Genomic DNA, 23958 nt, shown 5'->3' on the forward strand with positions numbered 1-23958 from the left:
GTTGGGCGAACCGTTATCGGGGACGGATTTGAGACTTGTTAACCAGAAACCACGTTAGAGTGTTCATCAGTGTCTGTTCATAAGAACCCTCCACTCGATTCGCGTAGTCGCGCCAAGCGGTTCCAGCGAACGAACCGGGCAAATAAAACCATCTATCAATCGTTGTTTGAAGAATGAATCGTCCGCTATTTGTTTCTCTGGATGGGCCAAAGGGAACCGGCAAAACCACACTGTTGGAGGCCATTACGAAAGTACTGAGGGCAGACAACAAAAAGGTGATCCGGCTTTCCGAGAGTAAAAGCGACCCCTATAGGGGTGAAATAATGGCCCTCGTTAACAAACTCGTCAGAAATCCCACCTGGGATCTGGAGTTCGAGGTTTGTGAGCGCCTTGCGGATAGCCGTACCTGGATTTCCCGGCACGTGCTGACGAAACAGCCACCGAACAGCATCATCTTGATCGATCGTTGGTATCCGTCTGATGCCGCGTTTCGCCGGCTTGTCCCGTTTGCAGAAATTCTACAGTTGAACATTGACCGAAACGTGCGAGTGCCAGACCTGCATGTCGGGGTTGTCACCGACCCGGATATTTCATGGTCAAGGGCCGCAGCACGATCGCGTGGGCTGAGCAGTACGGTGATGCATAAACTGGAAGAACATGTCGCTTGTACCCAGGCGTTCGAGCGCGCGATTGCAGATAACGGCTGGGTTTTATGCCGCAATGAAGGAACGATCGAAGACGCAACGATGCAGGTGATTTCCGAGATCTATAGAGTCCTTCGAAGCCCCGTGGGCTAACTTCGATGCGGCGGCCTTGATGCGGCAGGGTCGCCGGAAAATTACGCGCGGTTTGGTTCAGCAGGCTATCGGCATCGAGGCTGATAGCCATGACGATGACCAATGGCTTGCATAGGCGCTCACCCGCGCTAGTCGGCGAAACGCTGCGAGTGGTGCGCGTAAGTAGACGAAGCGTGCGGGCAATCGGTGCTATTCGCTCTGTGATTCGAGAGATTTTGACTGCGTGGACGTTGCCGCTGGTGGTTGTGTACGGGGACGTAGTACCCAATCAGAAATGGATTCCGGCACCGCTGGTGATTCAGGGGGGGCACCGATTAGTGCAAATATTCGAGCAGGCTCTACGACGTTGCGCGAGCGGTCGACCAAGAGAGCCTTGACGTTAGCCACTGCCGACACTTTAGAGCCGACCATAAAGGTATGTTGGAAGTAAAACCATTTCTCATCCCAGTAAAGAAGTTCGGTTTTAACTTCGAAGCGATGAAACAGTTTTATCGATTTTCTGTATTCAATATCCACATTGCCTACCAGGGGCATCCAGCCGTTTTTCAGAATTCCCCCCAGCGCGCCGACAGACCACAGGAAATGCAGTCTGCCGAGGTCGGCAAGCGATAGGAAACGCCCGTTATTGATGTGCATGTTCAAATCGATATCGAGCGGTGCGGCGGTTAATCGTAGGGTCGCCGGGTTCCTAAAGTGAGTAGGTTTGCGCCATCGCATCACAGCGCCCGCCAACGACATGACGAATAATCTGAAAAAAAGGTTCATGGGTTAACGGCCTCAATAGATGGTGAAAAATTGTCGTTGTATAGGGACTTCATTTTGGCTCTATCGATTTTTCCACTGGTCGTCTTAAACAGCTGGCCAGCGGCAATTATATCGATGCTGGTTATGTAAATTCCCAGTTCGTTACTGATCTTTCTGCGGATGATTTTGGTAAGGTCGGATGGGTCATGCCCTCTGGCCGGAACGATAAGTAACGCGCATTCTTCGTTGTCTGACCCGATCAAAGGAACGGCTGCAACACCACGAACGCCTTCGACTTCGGCCGTGTAACTTTCAATATCATTGGCGAAATAATTAGCGCCGTTGATGATGATGACTTCTTTGCTTCGACCTACAACATATAAATTATCTTCGAACAAGAAGCCTATGTCCCCGGTCAAAAACCAGCCGTTTTCAAGCATTGCAACGGTGTTTTTTTGATCATTATCATAGGCGCAGCACACTGAATTCCCTTTCAGCGCAATCTCACCCAGCAGGAGCTGATCCGCCACAAACTGCAGGTTGTCGGCACGAATACTCACGTCTACATGACGAATGGGTTTACCGCAGGAAACAATCTCTTTGTTCCCCGGTGTATCGCTGTCCACGAGTACCACCGAGCCTTTGTTAAGCGCTTCACGATCAACAAATACACTCTGCATGCCTTCACCGACTCCGGTGAACGTTGCACCCAGAGTTGCTTCGGCCATTCCATAAAGGGGCATGATCGACTCGGCAGAGAAGCCGTAAGGTGCAAATGCCTGCGCAAAAGCGCGCATGACCTTAGGGTTAATGGGTTCCGACCCGCTTGTGGCAGAACGCCAACTGGTTAGATTTAGGCCTGACAAGGCCTCAGTGTTAAATCGTTCCAGGCAATACTTATAGGCAAAATTGGGCGCCGGAGAAATCTTCAAGGAAAAGTCCGAAATGACCTTTAACCAGCCAAGCGGCGCTTTTACAAAGTCTGCAGTTCGCATAATGTAAGAATCCGAGCCGGCAAACACGGGCAGTAGCAACCCACCGATCAAGCCCATGTCATGAAAGAACGGCAGCCACGTGACACCGGCAGACTCGGCATTCATTTCAAATGATTCGCACATCGCGGCGACATTCAAGATCAGATTTTCTTGAGAAACAACAACGCCTTTCGGGTCTGAAGTGCTACCCGAAGTATACTGAATCAGCGCGGTGTCACTAATTGCGCTTGAGCGGCCAAGTGGCATCACTGCATCGCTATCACCCAGAGCACTAAACTCATCAAGTGTTTGAACGATCGAAGAGGTGTGAACGCCAAGAGACTCTTTGACCTCCTCACTGACTGATTCGGAAACCAGAAACCTTTTGATCATTGACTGTCTGGCAATCAGCCCTACACGCCGATAGAAGCCCTGTAGCGGCGAAAAGGGCTGTGGCGGAGCAATGGGGACGGGTACACCGCCAGCAAACAAGATGGCGAAGAAGGATTCGATAAAGCTGAGTTCGTTGAAAAATATCAATCCTACTCGTTCGTTTAACGTCACATGTCCTTGCATTGCACTGGCTCTGACCTGTGCATTTTTGCACAAGCTGGCATGGCTCAAAAACGACGAAACCTTGCCATTCTTAAGGATGTGGAATCCACGCCTTGGCGACAGCTCGGCTGTGCGAGTAAGTGCAGTTAATATCGTATTCATATCATTCCCTGATTTTGCAATGCCCCAAAAAAATGCCTTACCGTCTGATCAGCGACGGCAAGGCACTGCATCAGCGGCCGATCAATTAGTAGCGAGCGACTCTTCGCGGTTGGCTTCAACCATAATCTGGACAGCGGCAATCAACTGTCCGGCGGTTTCGATTGTATAAGTTGTGTCGTCGGGCATTTCAATGTCGTATTTTTTTTCGATCATCAAAATCATTTCAACGATCTTCATCGAAGTCACACCAAGGTCTCTGATACTGGTATGTGTCGTTACCGGGCCGGCTTCCAGCCCAACAACCTTGGTAATAATATCCAATACTTCGAATTCAATTTCGTTCATATACAGCTCCATCGCGACTAACTTCATGGTTTATATACAGCAACGTCCTGTGCGGGACTTTAGTCTGCCCGCTAAAGACGGCTTCTGGCTCGATCACAATCCAAGACGCTTCACCCAGGGCAACCAGATCGCCGGTGGGCGTCAGGAGCCTCGCTTCAGCTTTAATCATATTGCCGGTAGTCGAGACAATTTTTCCTAGCACCCGGTACGCTGCAAATGACTCGCAGATGCTGATAAAGCGCACTCGCAGGCCCATTGTGACTGCCATTTTTCCGGTGAAGACCATGATGGCTCTTCCCATGGACTCATCCAGAACAGTAGAAACAATCCCGCCGTGGACGATGCCTGGATAAGATTCATACTGACGACCCAGAGATACAGGTGCAGACACTTCGTCCACGCCGTCGACAAACTCCAACTTCAAGCCGATATCGTTTTGCACACTGCAACCAAAACAATTCGATGTGACATCTGCCTCTTCTACAAGAGCATCTTTCATGATGTATCACCTACATTCTGGCGCGGATCTCGGATTTCAGTGAGCGTGTATCGATGATCGCTTTATTGCCGGTGAGATTCCGCAAGGCGCGGTAGACATTTGCATCACCACGTTCATTGTCATCCTCGCCCACCACATCCTGTTCGATTGTCTTAACCGAGTCGGGTGAGTCCGCATTCGGGAAAAACAAGCCAGCCGGATGCTTGACGCCATAGGAGGCATCAATCAGCCAGACGTAAGCCATCTTGAGTGCTTCCAACATATTGACGTCGCTTTCTTCGCATAGCTCTTTGCAGAAGACATAGAAAGCCTTGGCGTGGCGGGATTCATCTTTGCTGAGCAAGCGCCAGATTTTCTTCAGTGTCGGCTCATTCGTACGGTGGGCGCGCAGATTGTAGTAGTGGGCCGCACGGTATTCAGAGATCACGTTCATCATCAGCGTGGCGGAGGGGTAGTCACCCACTTCATACGGTTTACGCGTAAACATGGCGTGTTTTGAGCGAACCTCGATGCCCAACTGTTTCAGGTATTTGGCCTGGACCAGCGCATGCCGGGCTTCTTCCGCTCCCCACATCAACGACCAGGTGGAAAAACCGAACTCGTCACGCCACTCGTTTAGAAAGTTGTGTGATCCCGGTAAGGTTGTATGTTCTACAACAGCGCCATCGTGCAGAAGCTGAATGTCTTCATCAGTCAGCAAACTTTTATCAATGTTGGAGAGGTCGCCGATTTCTGACCACTCCCATCGTGATTGTTCGAACCAGTCAAAAACTTCGTTGAACTTATTGTCTAGATAAAATTCTTTGATGTTGTGCTTTGACTGGAGAGTCGTGAAAGCAAAAATCGCTTTCTCGATGACCTTTTCTATATCGGCTATTGGAGTTTCGGTAGGAATGACACCTTGAATGTCGTATTTGACCGAATCTCCAAGAGCGCACACCTGTGGGGCATCGCTGATCAGCAACACCCGGGTACTTACCAGCAGGCCTGGTTTTTTGACGGCTTCCAGTACGCGTTCGACTTCATTTAACTGGTCAGAAGCAATGAGAATAACCGAACAACTGGCGTCCTCCAGTTCAATATCATTGACAAACTCATGAATGGCTTTTTCAACGACAGCATAACCCTTGCGATCAACTAACGAGATAGGGGAAGAGTTAGCGTTACCCGAATAAAGGTAAAAGATATTCATAGAAGTCCTTTGCAATGTTTACATCTCCATATGGCACTCGAGTGTGCCGTACCAGCACTATGACTTGACGGTCAACTTTTAGACCAAAAGTCTCCACGCGGTCACAGCGCGGCGCAGTATATAGGCATTGGATCCAAAAAAAATGGCTGAATCAGAGAGGTATTTATAAGATGTTGGTCCAATTGATTGCGCTGGAAAAATGTGATAAGTGGCGGCGGGTGTTCGTTATCGGTGACTGCATTTTCCGTGTTAACGGAACGTTCGTCTCACTTAGTGCGCGCCGGAGAGTTAATTGATCGACGGGAATTGCGGATGCCTACCGGAGGTAGTGCTATGTTATGGACTTGCCGCACCGGCACGGTGAGTATCGTCTTCAAATTGCAAAAATCAATAAAGCATCAACGCTCCGTTTCACTCGGGCATATAATAACGACAGGGAGATATATCAATGCCTAATGCGGTTTTTGTCAGCAGAACCATTTTGTTTGGAGACTGTGATCCTGCGGGAGTGGTTTACACTCCGCGATTCTCATATTTTGCTGTAGAAGCTATTTATGTAGCGCTTGATAAGTGGTTGGGAGTGCCCGGGCTTAGAACTTTGATGGGGTTTGATATATTGCCGCCAGTACGCGCCATGTCATTTGAGTTGCTGGCGCCTGTGACTTGGGATGATAAATTGAGTATTAAAGTCGGCGTGGCCAAGTTGGGCGTTCACTCTTTCACTTTTTTGGTTGAGGGTTTTTTAGATAATGGCACACTATCTTTCGTAGCGAATATCACACATGTATGTGTCTCGCCAAAAACCAAAGAAGTTGTTGCCATGCCAGTCCAGTTGAGAGCGCTTCTTTCATAAAAGCGTCAATGGTGGATAAGCTTGGCAGCAGTGTCCCGGTGACAGAGGCACTAAGCCCCACCGCATGCAGGCACGCGGTTTTCGTCCGGGCAGAAAAGCTCACCTGGCCATCGAAGCGCTGCCTGCGTCCTGGTGGCGGCGCAGCACTACTAGTGCGTGACAGGCTAATGGCAAATCGAAAGGAAGCGGGTGTGGTATTACCTAACTGATTCTTATAGTGATGCCCTGACCACCAATGGGCAATCAACTGGCTGGGCTCCCGATTCCTCGAGGGTCTCGATCAAGTGCCGGGCAGCCTTGCGACCGATCTCGTAGTACGGCAGTTGCACCGTGGTCAGCGGCGGGATGAACAGCTCAGCAATACCGATCATGTTGTCGTAGCCGAGCACGGCAACATCGTTGGGAATTTTCAGGCCGCGGCCCAACAACAGCTGATAGGCGCAAAACGCGATGCGGTCGTTGCCACAGATCAGAATATCGAATTGGGGGCGACCATCAATGATGTGCCGGTCGAGGATGGCTGCGGTTTCACCATAGGCGTCATGATCGGAAAGGTCGTATTGCAGGAGCGCGTCAGGCGCCAGTCCGAATGCCTGGCAGGCACGCTGCATGCCTTTTTGTCGCAGACCCCAGGCCAGACTCTGTCTTGGCAGATTGATACAAAGAGGGCGCCGATAGCCTTGGCTCAACGCATGATGTACCGCTCGATACTGCCCCGTTTCGTCGTCTGGCACATAACTGACCAGGCGACTGTCATCTGCCAGGCAATTGGCGAGTACCAGGGGTTTGCTCTTCAAGCGCTCGGGAATGCTCACGTGGCGAAACCCCATAGCGCTGAAGATCAACCCGTCGGGACGGTGCGATAGCATCAGGTCGATATTCTGGTCGGTGGGCGGGTTGCTTAGCAGGTTGAGGATAAAGACATTCCAGCCGGCTTGCTGCGCGGTCTGTTCGATGGACAGCAGCAACTCGACCGCGAACGGTGTGGTCGCGGTGTCCAGCGCGAACACACCGATGGTGCGCGACTGGAGGTTATCGCCGCGCATCTTGCGCGCCGACAGGCTCGGTACAAATTGCAGTTCATCAATGGCGCGACGTACCCGCTGAAGGGTTTCGGGGCTCAGTTTTTCCGGATTGTTGAGCGCTCGAGAAACCGTCATCAGGGACACGCCGGCCAGCTGTGCAACGTCTTTCACTGAAGTCATGCGAGGCAAGGCCGGTCAGGATGACGCAGAATCATGACACATCGCCCGCGCTTCTCGCGACTCGAATAAGGCTGCTCATAGCCATCCCGAGGCGAGAGGCCATGCCCTGGGAATCGAGACACGCCCGCCAGTCCCGCTTGCAAGAAGCTTTACACCCAGACTATCGCGTTGTGGGTAGATGCGACTGCTTAGGCTGAAGCGCCCGTTTTCGTCGAACACCTCAATGGACGAGCGATCGAGGAACACACGCAATGCCAGTAACGCTTGTGTCGGGTCTATCGCCACGCTGCGCTGACCGGTGACTTGCGCACCCGAACAACTGCGGTCAAGCACCAGGCGCTGCAGCGCAGCATCGTAGTAGAGCAACGTTTGTTCATGGCCATCCTCGCTGCAGCGCAACGCGATTCCCAAGTGGCCGTCGGTGCAACCGATTAAATCCAGGTTCACATGGATTTCGAGCATATCGCCGTTCACTCCCGGAACCCACTGGGTTCCCGCCGCCTCCCACCACGGCGTGCTCGGTAATAGCGTCTTGCGCAGAGCGGTGAGCTCTCGTGCCGGATATACACAAAGGCGATCTGCGCACAGTTCAAGTTCGCGTGGCAATCCGAGCATGCCGCACCAGTGATGGGCCTGGCTCGGCATCGGGCTTTCCCACATGTCGAGCCATGCCCACACAAGGCGCCGACCATCGGCGGCCGATAGCGTTTGCGCCGCATAAAAATCGTGGCCGTTGTCCAGCTCGATAAAAGGCCCGCCAGTGAAGTGCCAGTCGCTGTCGAGTCGGCCCACTCGATAACCCGTCTGGTACTTGTTGAGCCGTTCGTAACCCTGGGGTGGCATGCCTTGAGGGGAGTACAGCAGCACATCGCGTCCGTTCAGTCGAAACAGATCCGGACACTCCCACATATAGCCATCGCCCTCGCTGCCGCCGGACACATAGTCAAGGAACTCCCAGACGTGCAGATCCGTGGAACGGTACAGCGGGAGCACCGGCCTATCGCCAAGACGTGCGCCGGCAATGAGGTACCAATAGTCATCCTCCTTCCATACCTTGGGGTCACGAAAGTGCATGATTGCGTCTTGTGGCGCGGTCTTGATGACGGCGCCATGCTTGACGAACCGGACGCCGTCGATGCTGGTGGCCAGGCACTGGACCTGACGGATGAAGCGCTCGTCACCCACTTCCCCCAGCCAGGTGTGCCCCGTGTAGATCAGCGCCAGGGTATCTCCGCACACCACCGCACTTCCGGAAAAACAGCCGTCACGGTCGAATTCATCGTCGGGTGCCAGCGCAATGGGCAGGTGCTGCCAATGAACCAGATCGGCACTCTTGGCATGGCCCCAATACATCGGGCCCCATTTCGCTTCGAAGGGGTAGTGTTGATAGAAAACGTGATATTCGCCACGAAAGAACACGACCCCGTTAGGGTCGTTCATCCAGCCTGCCGGGGGCGCGAGATGATAACCGGGGCGATAATCCTCGATGACGCGAGACAGGCCGTCACTCAGTGCACGCTGCGCAAGGTCAAGGGAAGAAGGCATTGGATCGCTCATGTGATTCGAAGACAAGGTCATAGGGCCCGTGCTCGGACTGAGCGCAGAGAGACATCATCCGGCAGGTTTTCCATGGCGTGTGGGTGGCGCTCCAAGGCCGTGCCGTCGTTGTCGAACAGGTGCAGGTTGTCGATGTCCAGCTGCAGTTCGACCCGATCGCCCACCTGCCATCCGGCGCTGACCTCACAACGACAGATCAGTGGCTCGTCCTGACCTGTTTCGAGGTGCACATACGTTTCGCTGCCCAGGTATTCGACCCCGGTCACCACGATCCCGCCGGTTCCCTCAGCCGCTCTGAGCGAAATGTGCTCCGGGCGAACCCCCAGGCTCAGCAGCGTGCCCGCCGCCAGGTTCGAGCTGTCGAAGGGCAGGGTGGTCATACCCCAAACGGGGGTGTCGACCAGGCTGGTTTCGCCCGGGGCATGCAGGCGCGCTGCCAGGAAATTCATTTTGGGCGAGCCGAGAAAACCGGCGACAAAGCGACTTGCTGGGCGCTCATAGAGATCGCGCGGTGAGCCGACCTGTTCTACGCGACCGCCATTGAGCACAACAATTTTGTCGGCCAGGGTCATCGCCTCCACTTGATCGTGGGTGACGTAGATCATGGTCGAGCCCAGACGATCATGCAGCCGGGCGATCTCGTTGCGCATCTGCACCCGTAAGGATGCATCCAGATTGGAGAGCGGCTCATCGAACAACAAAATGTCCGGTTCGCGCGCCATGGCTCTGCCCATTGCCACACGCTGACGCTGCCCACCAGACAGTTCCTTTGGCTTGCGTTGCAGCAGTTTGTCCAACTGAAGGATTTGCGCTGTTTTCAGCACGCGCTCGCGCAGGCTGCTCTTTTCAGTCTTGGCCAGTTTGAGACCAAAGCTGATGTTGTCGTAGACGCTCATGTGCGGGTACAGCGCATAAGACTGAAACACCATGCCGACGCCACGCTCGCGCGGTTCCAGGTCGTTGACCCGTCGTCCGTCGATCATCAGGTCGCCGCCGCAGATCGAATCCAGTCCGGCGATCAGTCGCAGCAGGGTCGACTTTCCGCAGCCCGAAGGGCCAACGAACACCACGAATTCACCTGCAGCGATCTCCAGGCTAACGTCGCGAAGAATCCGCACGCCGCCCAGTTGTTTGTTCACATTGTCCAGTTTCAATTTGATCACGATGCTGTTCCTTGTACGTGTTGGGCATCAACCCTTTAACGCGCCGGCAGTGAGACCGGAAACGATACGGCGCTGGAAGATCAGCACCAGAATCACCAACGGGACGGTGACCACCACCGAGGCGGCCATCAACAACCCCCAAGGCAACTCATGAGGGCTGCCGCCGGAAATCAAGGCGATGGCGACCGGTACCGTGCGTTGCGTGTCTGTGAGGGTGAAGGTCAAGGCAAACAGGAACTCGTTCCACGCTGCGATAAAGGCCAACAAGCCAGTGGTGACCAGTGCAGGCCAGAGCAACGGCAACAACACGCGGGTCAGCGTGACCCAGGGTGAAGCGCCATCCATGATTGCCGCTTCTTCCAGTTCATGGGGCAGTTGACCCATGAACGTGGTCAGCACCCAGACAGTGAAGGGCAGGGTGAAAATCGTGTAGCTCAGAATCAACGCCAAGGACGTGTTGTACAGGCCCAGGGCGCGGATCACTTCGAACAGCCCCGAAAGCACCGCGACCTGGGGAAACATCGACACGCCAAGAACCATCATCAATACCGTGCCACGCCCACGGAACTTCACCCGTCCCAAGGCATAGGCGGCAGTGACACTGAGGAACAGCGCCAGCGTGACCACGCTAAGCGCAACCAACAGGGAGTTACCGATAGCTCGCAGGAATGAGGCTTGGTGAAGTACCGCTGCGTAATTGGAGAAGTCGGGGTTTTCGATCCAGTAGCTCACTTCGAACAAGGCACTGGACGGCTTTAGCGAAGTCACGATGGCGTAGTAGAAAGGGAAGACCGCATACAGCAGCAGAACCCCGATCAGACACCAGAACCCGAGGCGCAATAGCGCTTTTTTCAATAGGCGCTGGCTCATGACCGAACCTCCATTTGACGGCGTCCGAGGTAGAGATAAAGCATGGCGATTGCCGCAACGACCAGAAACAGCAGCGTCGAGGCCGCGCTGCCATAGCCAACATCCTGGAATTCCACCAGGTGTTGGCGGGCATAGACCGACATGCTCATGGTGCTTGAAGAGTTCGAGGTCAACACATAGATGACGTCGAATACCCGCAGGGAATCGAGGATGCGGAAGATCGCCGCCACCAACAATGCAGGCATCAACAGTGGAAGCGTGACACGCCAGAACACTCTCAGCGGATGAATGCCATCGACCCTGGCGGCTTCGTAACAATCGTTCGGCAACATCTGCAAGGCCGCCAGCATTAGCAACGTGACAAAAGGGACGGTCTTCCAGACGTCGACGATGATGACCGCCCACATCGACAAATCCGCATCTGCCGTCCAGGCCAGGGGGGCATCAATCAGGCCGACGCTCAGCATCATGTGATTGATGATGCCGAACTGGTCGTTGAGCATCCATGACCAGATCTTCGCCGAGACAATGGTAGGAATCGCCCACGGAATCAGAATCAACGCACGCACCAGAGAACGGCCGGTGAACTTGATGTTCAAAAGCAACGCCACCAATAGCCCCAGGACGACTTCCAGTCCCACCGACACCACGGTGAAATGCAACGTGTTGCGCACAGCGTTCCACCATTGTGGATCGACCAGGACGCCCGACCAGTTGGAACCGTTGTGGAACAGATAATTGCTCAAGCCTACGAAGGATCCACCACGGGTGTCCGCCAGGGTGGCGTCAGTGAGGCTGAACCAGAATGTCCGCAGTAGCGGCCAGGCTGCCACCAGGGCCAGACACAGCAACATCGGTGTCAGAAACAGCCAGGCGGCGCGGACTCGGCGACGCTGTACAGGCGTTTCCCTGGTGAGCAGGAGCTCGTCACAGGGGGCATGGGTAATAGAGACAGACATGGTGATTTCCTTCCTTGTGGCTTACCAGTTCCGGCGTTTGATGCGCGTGAGTTCGCTTTCCAGTTCGGCCAGCGCCTGATCGACAGGCAACTCGCCCGCCAGCACGCCATGCACTCGATCGAAGAACGCATTGGAGACCCGTGGATAACGATCGGCAGTTATTGAGGCGGGGCGCATGACCCCTTCGTTGAGAATGCTGAGGAGTTGACTGTAATAAGGCATTGCCGCGAGCAGCTCGGGATCTTGATAAAGCGACTCGACAACCGGGTTATAGCCGCCGACCAGAGCTCGATGTTTTTGCTGCTGGGCACTGGTCAGATAGGTCACCAGTTCTGCGGCAAGTTTTGGATGGGCGCTGTAACGCGATACCGCCAGGCCCCAGCCCCCGAGGGTGGAGGCATGGGTGCCGGACATGCCGCCTCGGGGCAGGGGAGCGACCCCGACCTTATCTTTTACGGCACTGTCCTGGCTTTGTACCAGGGCCCAGACATAAGGCCAGTTACGCATGAACAACGCATTTCCCGACTGGAATACGCCACGTCCTTCTTCCTCGGTGTAATTGAGTACGCCACGCGGGGAGATGTCTCCTACCCAGCTTTTAGCCAAGGCCAAAGCAGTTCTTGAGGCCTGACTGTTGACCACGATGTCTCCTCGTGAATTGACCAGCCCGCCCTCCGGTTGGCTGCTGATCCATTCCAGCGCATTACACGTCAGGCCCTCGTAAGCGCGTCCCTGAAAGATGTAACCCCATGCATTGGGGTTCCCGGCAGTGCGCTCCGCCTGTTGAACATCCCTGGCGGTAGCAGTCATTTCCTCCCAGGTCTGGGGAACCTGCTTGTTGTACTTCTCGAGCAAGTCCTTGCGGTAATACAGCAGGCCCGAGTCGGTGAACCACGGCATCGTCACCAGCCGTCCATTCACCGTGGCGTTATCCACCTGTGCCTGGAAGTAGCCTTGGGTCGGGTTGGCGGGAAGCACCTCGCGCAGATCCATCAGATGTTTGGCCAGCATCCCCGGCCACACCATATCGATTTGAATGACGTCGATGTCAGTGGACTGCGCACTGAGGATCTGTTGGTAGAACGACAACCTCTCGGTCGCCGAGTTAGGCGTGGAAACCACCTCAACGTTGTTGCCCGTCTGTTTCGACCAGGCCTCGACAGCCTCCTTGCACAGTTGTAGTTCCGCACCCACTGCACCACACGAAATCGTCAAATCGGCTGCGCTCGAGACGGATGGAAGTCCGGCACAGAGGGTGATTAATGCTGCTGGAAGGAGAGATTTCAGATGTTTCATTGAGCACCCTTTATTTTTGTTTTTAGAAAAGTTAACGTTAACATCGCCAAATGTAGCAGCGTATTTGCGATGAGGCATCCTTTTTTTCGTCGATTGCGACAATTCACAACTCACGAAAAAAGGTCGGTCGCGGGAACTAAACAATAAAAACAAAACAGGGAATCCACATGCAGAAAGCATCAAGCTGGCTACTCGCAGGTGTGCTCGGCACCTCGGCCGCGACCTCTCAGGCCGCGACTCTGGAAGAACGCATGGCCGCGTTTGAAGCCCGTGCCAGCGCGGCGGAAAAGCGCGCAGCCGCAGCCGAACAGCAAACCCAGGCTCTCGCCAGGGAATTGCAGCAGATCAAACTCGCCACTCCCGCCGCGCAGCCTGTTGCGTCCACTGCGACAACCATTGCGGTGCCCACTTTGGACACCCGGCTGGCAAAACTCGAAGCCCGTCAGCAAAGCATGGAAAAACAGGGCAGTACCGAACACCTCACTGACGGGTTCAGCTTCAAGGGCTACGCCCGCTCCGGATTGCTGATCAACGATGGGCTGGGTGGCGGTCGTGGCGGCCCGTATACAACCCCTGCCGGTTCAGTCGGGGGTGCAGTCGGGCGGCTCGGTAACGAAGACGACACCTACATGCGCATCGACCTGTCGAAAGAAATGTATGCGCAGAACGGCACCCGTTCCAAATTCACGGTTTCCATCGCCGATGGTGTGGAAAACTCCAATGATTGGACGGCCGACGAGAGCAACCTGAACGTGCGTCAGGTCTTTACCGAACTCGATCATCTCGCTGCATTCAAGGGTAATTCAGTGTTCGAGAACGCGACCTTGTGGGCAGGTAAGCGATTTGATCGAGATAACTTCGATATCCACTGGCTGGACTCGGACGTTATCTATCTGGCCGGCACCGGAGGTGGGATCTACGATGTGCAGATGAACAAGAACTGGCGCTCGAATTACTCCTTGATCGGGCGTAACTACGGGGATTTCAGTGAGGGCGGTATCAATGCCGATGTGGAAAGCTACATCCTGACCTCCAACCAGTTCTTCGATAATGGTCAGTGGCAGTGGATGTTCAATGGCATTGGCTCAAAGAAAAACGACATTGGCACTCGCAGTAATGAAGCAGGTCTTGCGCCTGCGGATTCCGGTTTGCACAGCATGCTGGCCAATCACCAGAAAACCTTTTTCGGCAGAGAAGGCTTCTTCAAAACGGCGCTGCTCTATGGGCAGGGTCTGGGGGCAGAGGTCAAGAACGTCGGCTCGGATGGAGAGCTGATTGACGATGCCCGCGCTCTGCGTCTGGCACTTTACGGCGAAACTCCCATTGCGCCTGGTTGGCGCATCGGCCCCAGCTTGTTGGCCGAACAAAGCAAAGATAGATACGTCAAGGGTGACAACTACCGCTGGATGACCCTGAACATGCGTTTGGCCAATGCAATCAACAGCAATTTCGAGATGGCCTACGAAATGAGCTGGCAAACCATGAACCTCGACCCGAAGGGCTATCTGCAACGTAATGCGGTCGACGGTAACTTCTGGAAATTCACGATCGCCCCGACATTTAAACCCGACGTTGGAGACCTGCTCACACGTCCTGAACTGCGTGTGTTCGCAAGCTTCATGAATTGGTCTTCGGATCTGGACAGATACAGCGCCTCAGACTCCTTCGGCAAGACGGACTTCAACGCCGGAGGTGTATGGCAATACGGTATACAAATGGAAACCTGGTTTTAATGTTTGAACGCGTCGGCCAACACGCCTTCAGTTCGTCGATCCCACCGTCAGCCGGGTATCGATGTATCGTGGCTGATCATTGGTGCGTGTTCGATTAGCAACTTGAGCCGGCCCTGTGAACGTATTGCGCGCAAAAGAGGAGGAGGGTGAAGCGTGTTCTTGATCTGCTGATTTGGACACCGCGAACCTCCATTACTGTCGAGTCGGCTCCAGGCTGCCCGGGAACGGATTCTCCGTAGCGCCCGGTCGAATCAGTGTGCGAACGATCTGAGGTTGCGTAACGGTCACTCTGCGGAAAATGTGCCGTTTCAGCTATGCCGATTCGGGCGACCAAATTATCGGCTTGACGGCCGCTTTGGAGCCAGATCGCGTAACCGTCCAGTAAAGCCAGAATCGACTCGAAGTGGCAGCCCAGGATTGCGTCATCAATATTGAGGTCACTCGCGCTTAGATGTGCCGCAGTAGTGTTGTAAGCGCGGTACCTTAGCTGGAGTTGAACATAGATGAACGGGATAGCATGGGCACCGGCGCCGCATCTCCAGTCTGCATGAGCAGCGGTACGCGCTGACCTGAAGAGAAACGGCATTCAATCACTCGCCATGAACACGAAGGACATGGCCCGTTGAGAGAGTGGACGTCAGAAACAGATTTGTCGAATCAGTGGCTTAGACAGCTCATGAACAAATCTACTACGACATATGATTTAACTTATGGGCGATGTCATATGTTCATAAGACGCTCTCATGATTGTTGCTACTAGCTCAATGCTGCTGAAATAAATGCGGTTGTTCATGGGTTGATGTTCAAAGACTTCGTTTTTCCCGCCCGTCTTAGCCTCGCCGACTCGCCCCCTGATTACTCAACATGCCTGCAAAAATCTGAAGGCCGGTAAAAACGTTTTTCCGTTATGTCTTGGCTTGGAACGTCTTGCCTCGTGAGAACACATCCAGCGAGGAGGTAAGTATGCCCTCCAGAAAAGCGCTTTAAGGAAGCTACAGCGCGTTCGTCGCATTCCGGGATGGCGGTGCGCTATCATCCGCAATATTTGTATAAATACGTATCGCGTTGACTGTAGATTTTAAGTAATGACCATTTTTGGCGGTTCCCCCGGACAGCCTTTCAGCGGTAGGAGACAGGGATGTTCCGTCGTTTAGCTCAGGTGTTTTCTTCGAAGTGCGAGTACGTCAGCTCGCTCGTGAATCATGCGATGGGACAGTACAAGCGCTACAGAAAAGCTGCCGACAAAGCCGTGGCCGCGGCACGTGAATACTTGGCGGTGCCCAGCGGTAAAAATGTCTTCGAGCCGCTCACGCCTGTACTTTTGGAAGTGGATCGGTCGCAGCGTTACGAGAGTGAGCTGCTGAGCGCACTGAGTAACGACCAGATTCGCAATATCGCGATTACTGGGGAGTATGGCGCCGGCAAGAGCAGCGTTATCCGTACGTTTGTCGATCGTCACCCTGAACTCACCTATGCGTTTGTATCGCTGGCCGCCTTCGGCAAAGATCTGAACAAGGGCGGGGCAGGGAAGGTGACTTCGTCTGATGCTCCAGTCACTCCCCCTGATTCCAGTTCAAACACCCCAGATCCAAAAGGTGCAGAGAAAAAAACCGATTTGGATATTTTGACGCGTATCGAGGAAACCATCGTTCAGCAACTGCTGTACGCGGTGCCGTCAGATGAACTACCGAAAAGCCGATTGAAGCGAATCATCCAGGCGTCTTCCTCCAGCATCTGGGTGCGTACAATTTTCTACGTTCTGATGATCGTAAGCGTATTGAGACTTTACGTTCCAACAGTCGAGAAGCTACCGAAAATTGACCCGGCTTGGTTGGTCGAATGGCTTCTATGGATCCCGGGTTGGTCAGCTGTTCTGGTGCTGGGGGTAGGTGGCATCTACATGTTGTTCTCGGCGTTGAAACTGCTTTCCCTGTTCAGCATTGACGGCTTCACGATCAAGGGCGGAAAACTGGAAACGACTCACCACGGCTCCGTGTTGCACAAAAATGTTGATGAAATCGTCTACTGCTTTGAACGCAGCAAAATCGACATCGTGGTGATCGAGGATCTCGACAGATTTGGTTTTCATGACGTCTTCACACGGCTGCGGGAAATCAATTTCATCATCAAGCAGTCCCCGCAAATCAAACGACCGGTTTACTTCATCTATGCGCTTCGGGATGAGCTATTCGCCGTCGGTGAGAAAACGAAGTTTTTCGACCTGATCATTCCGATAATCCCCGTGGTCAACTCCGAGAACTCTCGCGAGCAAATGTTCAAGATGCTTCGTGAGCGACTGTTCAATGGTGCAGCGCTGGACACTGGGCTTAATGAGTCGTTGGTCGAAACCGTTTGTTACCTCATCGATGACATGCGGTTGATCAAGAATATCGTCAACGAATTCGACATGTTCTCCAGCATTCTCAGCGGTGGCTCTGGTCTGAAGCTTGATCCGAACAAGCTGTTTTCAATCATTGCGATTCGAAATCTGCATCCTGCTGAATACGCTGACTTGGTAAAACGACGCGGGGTCATTTACGAGACCATCCATGGTTTCAATGAATGGCGATTCCAGCAGTCTAGGGACGCTGAAGATACTTACCAGGCATTGCGAGTGATGCGGGAGAAACGGGTACAGGAAATCGCTGAGAGTACGGCAGAGCTGCGGGCATACGTTTGGCTTGAGCTTCAGAAGGCTTCAAATTTACCAGGCGCGAACTATGTCCAGGTTGTACAGGGCAGCATGTATACGATGCTCGATTTTGTGACCGATCAAGTTTTTGACGGGATTTTCAATCAATCGACTCGATTACAGATGATCAGCGCCGAGCATAGGCGGGGGATGCAAGCGTCAGAGGTTGTGGGGTCGAAGGAACTCTTAACGTCGACGTCGTACCGTAAAAGGTATGACCTGCTCAAACGAACCCTTATTGATATTGATGACGAGATGGCCGAGCAGCGAATAGAGTCAAGCCGAATCAATCACCAAACCTTCCGGGCATCTGCCAAAAAAACCTACGGCGATGTCATTTCTCAAAATCTGAAAGGCTTGGATGTCGTCATTTATTTGATGCGTCATGGATACTTCGATACCGATTACACGGACTACTTCGGTTACTTCTACGAAGGATCCCTCACATCCGAAGACAAAAACCTGATACTGGAACTGAGACGTGGTGTCTCCGTAGACGTTGCAACTGTGATCAGTGCTCCGAAAAAGGCTGTGGAAAAGCTGGATACTGATGATCTGAACGATGGCAGGGGCATCATTGTCGCACTGATCGACTACCTTTCTAGCTGTCCATACAACGATTCTGGCATGAGTCATGAGCGCAGTAAGCTCGCGACTATTCTTAGAAGTGGGCTTGATGGGCATTTGGACAGAATGGCGCAGGCGGCCGAAATCTTGATATCAACCGCGACATCGCCAAAGTTCATTCAAGCTGTTTATGCTCTGGAGCCTGGGTTGCTCCAAGCGTTGTTTAATGCTGAGCGCTTCGAGTCAGCGGTATTGAAGCAAGCACTGATCAGCGCAGCCATGGATGGATTGGAGGTTGCCCAGCTCAGACAGATTGACTCTATGCCGGGTAAGGAGATTTATGATGCCATCGCGGATCTGGAAGATGTCTCGCGATTGATGCCTGGGCTCGAAGCTGGAAGTAATGGCTGGTCTTGGCTGAGAGAGCGACCGATGCGTTTCTCAGCGCTAAATGACGGCATCGTCCTGGACGACCTCAAGAAGCTGATCAAGTGGGGATGCGTTGAGTTAAATCTGAGCATGCTGGCGCTGATTTGCCAAAAAACCGAATCTACTCATGCAAGCAAAGCTGATCACAGTGGAAGCATTATTTCCTATCGTCGACTGCAGGCGCTGGAGATTGAAGGCCTAAATGAACTCCTGCTTGAGTCACCAGAGGAGTTTACGACCACGCTTCTAGCTCAAGTTGGCACGCTGGACGAGTCCACGGCCTCCTTTAACGAACTGCTACAGGCCATTTTGCAAGAGTCGTATGATTCAGATGCTGTAGCTCAATTGTTTGATCGAACGACATGCACCTTCGATCGACTTGAAGACACAACCCCATCGTTGTGGTCGAAGATGCTGCTGTCTGATCGTGTGAAATTGAAGGCTATTGCAGTGTGGAAATTCTTCGAAGACATACGCGTTCCGGGTTTAGGGCAAACCTCGGACATGGAGGCTTTCACAAGCTTTATCCAGCGCCATGCTAAGGAACTAGGAGATGATCTCTGGGACTTCGATACCCCCATACATCAAGAGCTGCAGAAGTACCTTCTCGTCACAACAGAGCTATCTAACGAAACACTTGAAGTGCTTTTCACGAACGTCGTCTTGAGCGATCCCGGGATTCTTAAGGGACTGCAATCCAGGGAGCGCTGGGAGAAGCTCGCCAGTGCGTCGTTTCTGGCGTACAGCCCTGAGATCCGCGAGAGCATCAGGACATTCAGTGCAGATCTGGAAGCTCCGTATCTCGCAGCACACTGGTTACAGGCACGCGACCAAATTGATCTATCCCAAATGTCGATCGACATGGCGTTGCCACTCAGTAAAAGCGGTGCGCTTGAACTGAATGAAAAAATCCAAATGTGGACGGCGTTGCCGATTGAAGCCTTCGACACGAATAACGAGGCCATCAAAGAGGTCGCTGAAACCTGCCGCCTCGCTAATCGACACTCGACAAGCTTTCTGCCGGCGTTTAATCCCGCACTCAAGAGGTTTGCAGGTGGGGAGGGACTAACCTCTGCTCAGCGCTCTGAAGTGCTTATCCAATGCTTGCCGTTGTGCAGCTGGGCTGAAGCAGCCTCCGTCCTTGGCATGCTGAGCGAGAGCGGCTTCACAAAGCTTTCACCACATGTCAAAAAAATTGAAGTGCCACACACCGATCTCAACATGAGGCTGGTCAACGCTCTTCAAACAAGAGGTTTTGTCCAGACTGTAACGGAGAAGGACACTGTCATCAGCGCGACTGCTAAGCCTAAAGGCATGATCTGATCCAATGGCACGAGTTTCAAAAACTGTTCGCGTGATCAGCTGATGCGAAGCCAGTATCACTCACTAATCTTTAGGGCTTGATCGCTCGTAGCCAGGACGGTCAAGACCGACGCCAGGTTCGTCTGGTGTTGACCAGTATAGGCAAAGCTTTGAGATCGATATTTGCGTAGATGGAGGCCGCCGCGATGAATGAATTCACGGCGTGCCTTACGACTGAGGAGCTGAGGCGGTTGGAGTGTCTGTTGGAGAAGATATTGAGTGCTGAATCGTCGCTGTAATATTTACGCATGCCATTTCATCTTTTTAAGTGACGGCCACACCGGAGGTAGAAGTCCCCCTTGGATACATCATTTAACATAATATACATTACACGTAACAAGGTGTTTCGAGATTAGCCCGGTTGCACGCAGATTTCGAAGCACTCAATTCACTCATTCCTGACTCATTCCTGACTCAGCTCTCGAATCAGCTGCGAATGCTCCGGGAATTGCTCGCTGAGCTTCTGCCGATTCCCTAGCACCATATCCGCATAATCAAACCCGGGTGACACCGCTTCACTGATCAATCCGTATCCCGCCAATCCATCCATAAGCCGCGAAACTTTCCAGACACCGCCCGGTACATGCAGCTGCAAACGTTCTCCGGCACTAACGTCGCTGCCCATCACCACCGTTTTCAACGTGCCGTCTGGAAAGATCAGGCTGTACTGAATCGCGTCTCCCAAATGGTAGTAATGCACGATGTCTGATTGGTTGAGATGAAAATGACCTGTCGGCGAATCCTGGGTCAGCAAGTAGTAAATGGATGTCATCAGGTAACGCGGACCGTTTTCAGTTTCAATCATGGCAGGGTGATCTGACTGGAACGTCCTGCGGTAGAAACCACCTTCGGTATGAGGCTCCAAATCCAGTGCTGCGATTAATGCTTCAGCGTAAGGAGCGTCGGTTTTAAATACCTTGTTGGTCATCTGGCCTGAGCCCTCTCATTAAAGTGACTATCAACCTTGATATATCCATATAGCATAACTATGCTAAATAACTGTTTAGTTTAGTTATATCTATTCTCCAACACTAGCGACCAATCAGCGAAGTTTCCAGCAACGCCGGCAACGCCATCGGCTTGGCAAAATAGTAACCTTGGGCCTGCCCTGCTCCCATTTCACGCAGCACGATTAGCGTCGCTTCATCCTCGACACCTTCGGCCACCACGCTGAGGTCCAGTGATTCGGCCATCCGCACAATCGCCCGTACGATTGCGCGGCTGCGGGCACTGGTGGTCAGTTCGAGGATGAATGACTTGTCGATCTTCAAACCACTGAATCGGTATTGATGCACGTAGCTCAGGGATGAAAATCCGGCACCGAAGTCATCGAGCACCACCGACATGCCATTGTCGGCCAATTGCTGCATGTTCAACCGCGCAATAGCCGGCTCGGCCACTAACGCACCTTCGGTCAACTCCAGGCAGATCCGCGATGGCGCGACCCGGTGCAGTGCCAACAGTGCTAGCACATCACTGGCAAAGTCTGGGCGCGTCATGCTGTAGCTGGAACAATTGACGTGCACCGCAGGCCAATTGGCATGCTGGGGTTGTGCGAGGATTACTGCGACGCTGGTGAGCATGTACAGGTCCAGGCGACCGATCAGACGCAAACCCTCGACATTTGGCAAAAACTCCCCCGGACCGATCACTCGGCCGCCCGGCTGATGCCAGCGGATCAGCGCTTCAAGGGCCACCAGTTCGCCGCTTTCGACGCTGACAATCGGCTGGAAATACGGCAGCAGTTCATCGGTACGTTTGAGCGCATTGCGCAACGCCCCTTCTCGCTCCATCTGGTCCGAGACTTCGCGGCGCACTTCCTGATTGAACACCGCGTAGCTGTCGCGACCGGCACTTTTGACCCGGTACATCGCCGCATCCGCATCGCGCAACAAGTCGGCGGGCTCGTGATGGAACTGGCTGTCGGCGCTGACAATACCGATGCTGCAGGATGAAAAAACCTCATGGCCATTGATGAAAAACGGCAGGTCAAACGCCACCAGAATCCGTTCGGCGATTTCGATCAGCACGTCCAGCGGCGCCTCGGGAGCGAGTACCGAAAATTCATCGCCTCCCAGTCGCGCGAGCATGTCGGTGTCACGCAGGCAGCTGCGCAAACGGTGGGCGGCCTGCATCAACAGTAGATCGCCAAAGTGGTGGCCGAGGCTGTCGTTGACCATCTTGAAACGATCGAGGTCGATGAACATCACCGCCAGGTGCCCGCCTTCGCTGCCGAATCGCGACCAGGCCAGATTGAGGTGCTGTTGCAGGTAGGTGCGATTCGGCAGCCCGGTCAGCGCATCGTGGGAGTTTTCGTGCTGCAACTTGGCATTGGCGTGATCGAGTTCGCGGGTGCGGTTCTGCACCCGGGCTTCGAGCTTGAGGTTGGCGGCGTGGATCGCTTCGGCGGCCGTGCGTCGCGACAGTGCTGTATCGATGTGCCGCGACACGAATGTCAGCAGTTCCTGGTCACGCTGGGTATAGCGCTCCTGCGAGGTATAGCTTTGCACCGCCAGCACGCCACGCACCACATCGCCATCGAACAACGGAATGCCCAGCCAGGAGTAGGATCGGACAGACTCATGACCCAATTCGATTTCGCCCTGCACAGCCAATCGCTCCGCCTCGCCGGCGTCAATCAGGCAAGGTCGACGCTGACGGATGACGAACTCGGTCAAGCCCCGGCGACCACGTCGTGCCTTCGGACAAACCGTCTGGCGCTCATCGACATAATAAGGAAAGGTCACTTCACCGGTCGCGTCGTCGAACAGTGCGATGTAGAAGTTCTGCGCGAACAGCAGATCACCGACGATGCCATGCAAGGTTTGAAAGAGCTCGGCCATATCGCCAGGCTGGCTCGAGAGTTCAGCAATCTGGAACAGCGCGCTCTGAAGATGTTCGGCGCGTTCTCGCTCTGCCACTTCCTGCCTCAATGCGTCGTTGAGTGCCGAGAGCTCAAGGGTGCGACGCATAACGATCCCTTCCAGGTTCTCGCGGTGCAGAATCCGGTCCAGCGCCATGGCCACGTGACGGGCCACCACCAGAAACAGCGCGCGGTCTTCAGCGCTGTAGGTACGGGAGACGTCGTAGACCTGCATGGCCAGCATGCCAAACACGTCATCCGAGGCATTTTTCAACGGTGCGCCCATCCAGAACTCAGGACGGTCCCCCACGCAGTAAAAGCGGCCCTGCGCCTGAGCCGCGCGAATACCGGCGGCGTCGATCAGCAACGGCTGGCCAGTGGTCAACACCTGGCCGGTCAACGATAGGTGGGAAGCATCGAGGTATTCGTAGTGCTCGGCCTCCACGGCATCAACGTCGATGATGTCGACGTAATACGGATAGTCGATCTTGCCCGTGTGCGGGTCATACAGCGCAAGATAGAAGTTCTCGGCGTCGATCAGGCTTGCCAGTAGCCGGTGAACCCCCACCAGAAATACAAACCGGTCGCGGGTCGAACTGGCGAGGTAGGTAATTTCATACAGCACACGCTGAGTAATCTGCGCACGGGCCAGAGTGTTGGTCTGCACCTGAATGCCCAGACGCTGCGCAAATTCTGCGAGCGCCGGCTCCTCGGCGTCATCGACTGGCGCGAGTAGCCAACCCAGCACACTTTCGCCTCTGCCGGTTGGCCAGCGGTGCAAACGTCGAGTCAGGCAAAAGGCTTCGAATTCTTCATTGGCAACGCTGGATGGCCACTGCACCTGCGGGTCGCCCTGCCCGACCCAATGCATTTGTTCACCAGCGCGGTACACCACCCATGCAGTGGTGTGGGCCCAGTGGCGTGCAGCGGCCAGCAATTGTTCGACCGCGTCGTCGTGGCCAGCGCCGGGCATGCCGACCGTTTCCGAACTACCGTTTACTTGAGAAGCGACATCGTCGCCATCGATCGATTGCCGCGGGGAGTCGGTCAATGGACGAACACTCATCAGCGCTCCCTGAGCCAAAACTGGCGATACTCATTTATTATTGTCCAGCACTATGCCAGAGAGCCTCCCGTTTAA

General features: G+C 53.9%; 17 protein-coding genes. 4 read left to right on the forward strand and 13 right to left on the reverse strand.

Annotated elements, in window-relative coordinates; genetic code table 11:
* Positions 1-173: 173 nt before the first annotated feature.
* The gene (locus ACA072_RS14445) at positions 174-797 is read left to right on the forward strand and encodes a dTMP kinase (RefSeq protein WP_497624886.1); all 624 of its coding nucleotides are present in this window, start codon (positions 174-176) and stop codon (positions 795-797) included.
* Positions 798-986: 189 nt separating this feature from the next.
* Here the strand turns inward: ACA072_RS14445 and ACA072_RS14450 are convergent, their stop codons facing one another.
* The 5 genes from ACA072_RS14450 to ACA072_RS14470 all read right to left on the reverse strand — a co-directional run bounded on the left by ACA072_RS14450 (position 987) and on the right by ACA072_RS14470 (position 5268).
* Positions 987-1562: a thioesterase family protein gene (locus ACA072_RS14450; protein WP_497624887.1), complete on the reverse strand. Its 576-nt coding sequence runs from the start codon at positions 1560-1562 to the stop codon at positions 987-989.
* Positions 1559-3232 (reverse strand): AMP-binding protein, encoded by a 1674-nt coding sequence (locus ACA072_RS14455; protein WP_497624888.1) that lies wholly within the window; start codon positions 3230-3232, stop codon positions 1559-1561. The genes ACA072_RS14450 and ACA072_RS14455 overlap by 4 nt, the downstream gene beginning before the upstream one ends.
* A gap of 81 nt (positions 3233-3313) precedes the next feature.
* Positions 3314-3577, reverse strand: a complete 264-nt coding sequence (locus tag ACA072_RS14460) for an acyl carrier protein (protein WP_497624889.1) — start codon at positions 3575-3577, stop codon at positions 3314-3316.
* The gene (locus ACA072_RS14465; RefSeq protein ID WP_497624890.1) at positions 3564-4076 is read right to left on the reverse strand and encodes a PaaI family thioesterase; all 513 of its coding nucleotides are present in this window, start codon (positions 4074-4076) and stop codon (positions 3564-3566) included. The genes ACA072_RS14460 and ACA072_RS14465 overlap by 14 nt, the downstream gene beginning before the upstream one ends.
* Positions 4077-4086: 10 nt before the next feature.
* Positions 4087-5268, reverse strand: a complete 1182-nt coding sequence (locus tag ACA072_RS14470) for a ferritin-like domain-containing protein (RefSeq protein WP_497624891.1) — start codon at positions 5266-5268, stop codon at positions 4087-4089.
* A gap of 448 nt (positions 5269-5716) precedes the next feature.
* Here ACA072_RS14470 and ACA072_RS14475 point away from each other — a divergent pair, with 448 nt between their 5' ends.
* Positions 5717-6121, forward strand: coding sequence for an acyl-CoA thioesterase (locus ACA072_RS14475; RefSeq protein WP_497624892.1), 405 nt, complete (start codon positions 5717-5719; stop codon positions 6119-6121).
* Between the two features lie 212 nt (positions 6122-6333).
* On the opposite strand, the gene ACA072_RS14480 is transcribed toward ACA072_RS14475, so the two are convergent.
* The 6 genes from ACA072_RS14480 to ACA072_RS14505 all read right to left on the reverse strand — a co-directional run bounded on the left by ACA072_RS14480 (position 6334) and on the right by ACA072_RS14505 (position 13171).
* Positions 6334-7326: a LacI family DNA-binding transcriptional regulator gene (locus ACA072_RS14480; protein WP_497624893.1), complete on the reverse strand. Its 993-nt coding sequence runs from the start codon at positions 7324-7326 to the stop codon at positions 6334-6336.
* 75 nt (positions 7327-7401) lie between these two features.
* Positions 7402-8904 carry a glycoside hydrolase family 32 protein gene (locus tag ACA072_RS14485; protein ID WP_497624894.1) on the reverse strand — a complete coding sequence of 501 codons (1503 nt, stop codon included), beginning with the start codon at positions 8902-8904 and terminating at the stop codon, positions 7402-7404.
* Complete coding sequence (locus ACA072_RS14490) at positions 8901-10046, reverse strand: ABC transporter ATP-binding protein (protein ID WP_497624895.1); 1146 nt, start codon at positions 10044-10046, stop codon at positions 8901-8903. The genes ACA072_RS14485 and ACA072_RS14490 overlap by 4 nt, the downstream gene beginning before the upstream one ends.
* Before the next feature lie 27 nt (positions 10047-10073).
* Positions 10074-10916 carry a carbohydrate ABC transporter permease gene (locus ACA072_RS14495; RefSeq protein ID WP_497624896.1) on the reverse strand — a complete coding sequence of 281 codons (843 nt, stop codon included), beginning with the start codon at positions 10914-10916 and terminating at the stop codon, positions 10074-10076.
* Positions 10913-11875 (reverse strand): carbohydrate ABC transporter permease, encoded by a 963-nt coding sequence (locus tag ACA072_RS14500; protein WP_497624897.1) that lies wholly within the window; start codon positions 11873-11875, stop codon positions 10913-10915. Before ACA072_RS14500 ends, ACA072_RS14495 begins: the two co-directional genes overlap by 4 nt.
* A gap of 21 nt (positions 11876-11896) precedes the next feature.
* The gene (locus tag ACA072_RS14505; protein WP_497624898.1) at positions 11897-13171 is read right to left on the reverse strand and encodes an ABC transporter substrate-binding protein; all 1275 of its coding nucleotides are present in this window, start codon (positions 13169-13171) and stop codon (positions 11897-11899) included.
* A gap of 167 nt (positions 13172-13338) precedes the next feature.
* On the opposite strand from ACA072_RS14505, the gene ACA072_RS14510 reads away from it, so the two are divergent.
* The gene (locus tag ACA072_RS14510; RefSeq protein WP_497624899.1) at positions 13339-14904 is read left to right on the forward strand and encodes a carbohydrate porin; all 1566 of its coding nucleotides are present in this window, start codon (positions 13339-13341) and stop codon (positions 14902-14904) included.
* A gap of 1138 nt (positions 14905-16042) precedes the next feature.
* Entirely contained in the window at positions 16043-19915 is a 3873-nt protein-coding gene (locus tag ACA072_RS14515) for a YobI family P-loop NTPase (protein WP_497624900.1), read from the forward strand.
* Positions 19916-20357: 442 nt separating this feature from the next.
* Here ACA072_RS14515 and ACA072_RS14520 read toward each other — a convergent pair whose 3' ends face one another.
* Both ACA072_RS14520 and ACA072_RS14525 read right to left on the reverse strand, forming a co-directional pair.
* A complete protein-coding gene (locus tag ACA072_RS14520) occupies positions 20358-20882 on the reverse strand; it encodes a cupin domain-containing protein (protein WP_497624901.1) in 525 nt (174 codons plus the stop codon).
* Positions 20883-20985: 103 nt separating this feature from the next.
* Positions 20986-23883 carry a sensor domain-containing phosphodiesterase gene (locus tag ACA072_RS14525; RefSeq protein WP_497624902.1) on the reverse strand — a complete coding sequence of 966 codons (2898 nt, stop codon included), beginning with the start codon at positions 23881-23883 and terminating at the stop codon, positions 20986-20988.
* Between the last annotated feature and the right edge of the window lie 75 nt (positions 23884-23958).

The sequence above is a fragment of the Pseudomonas sp. LBUM1656 genome (assembly GCF_059716065.1).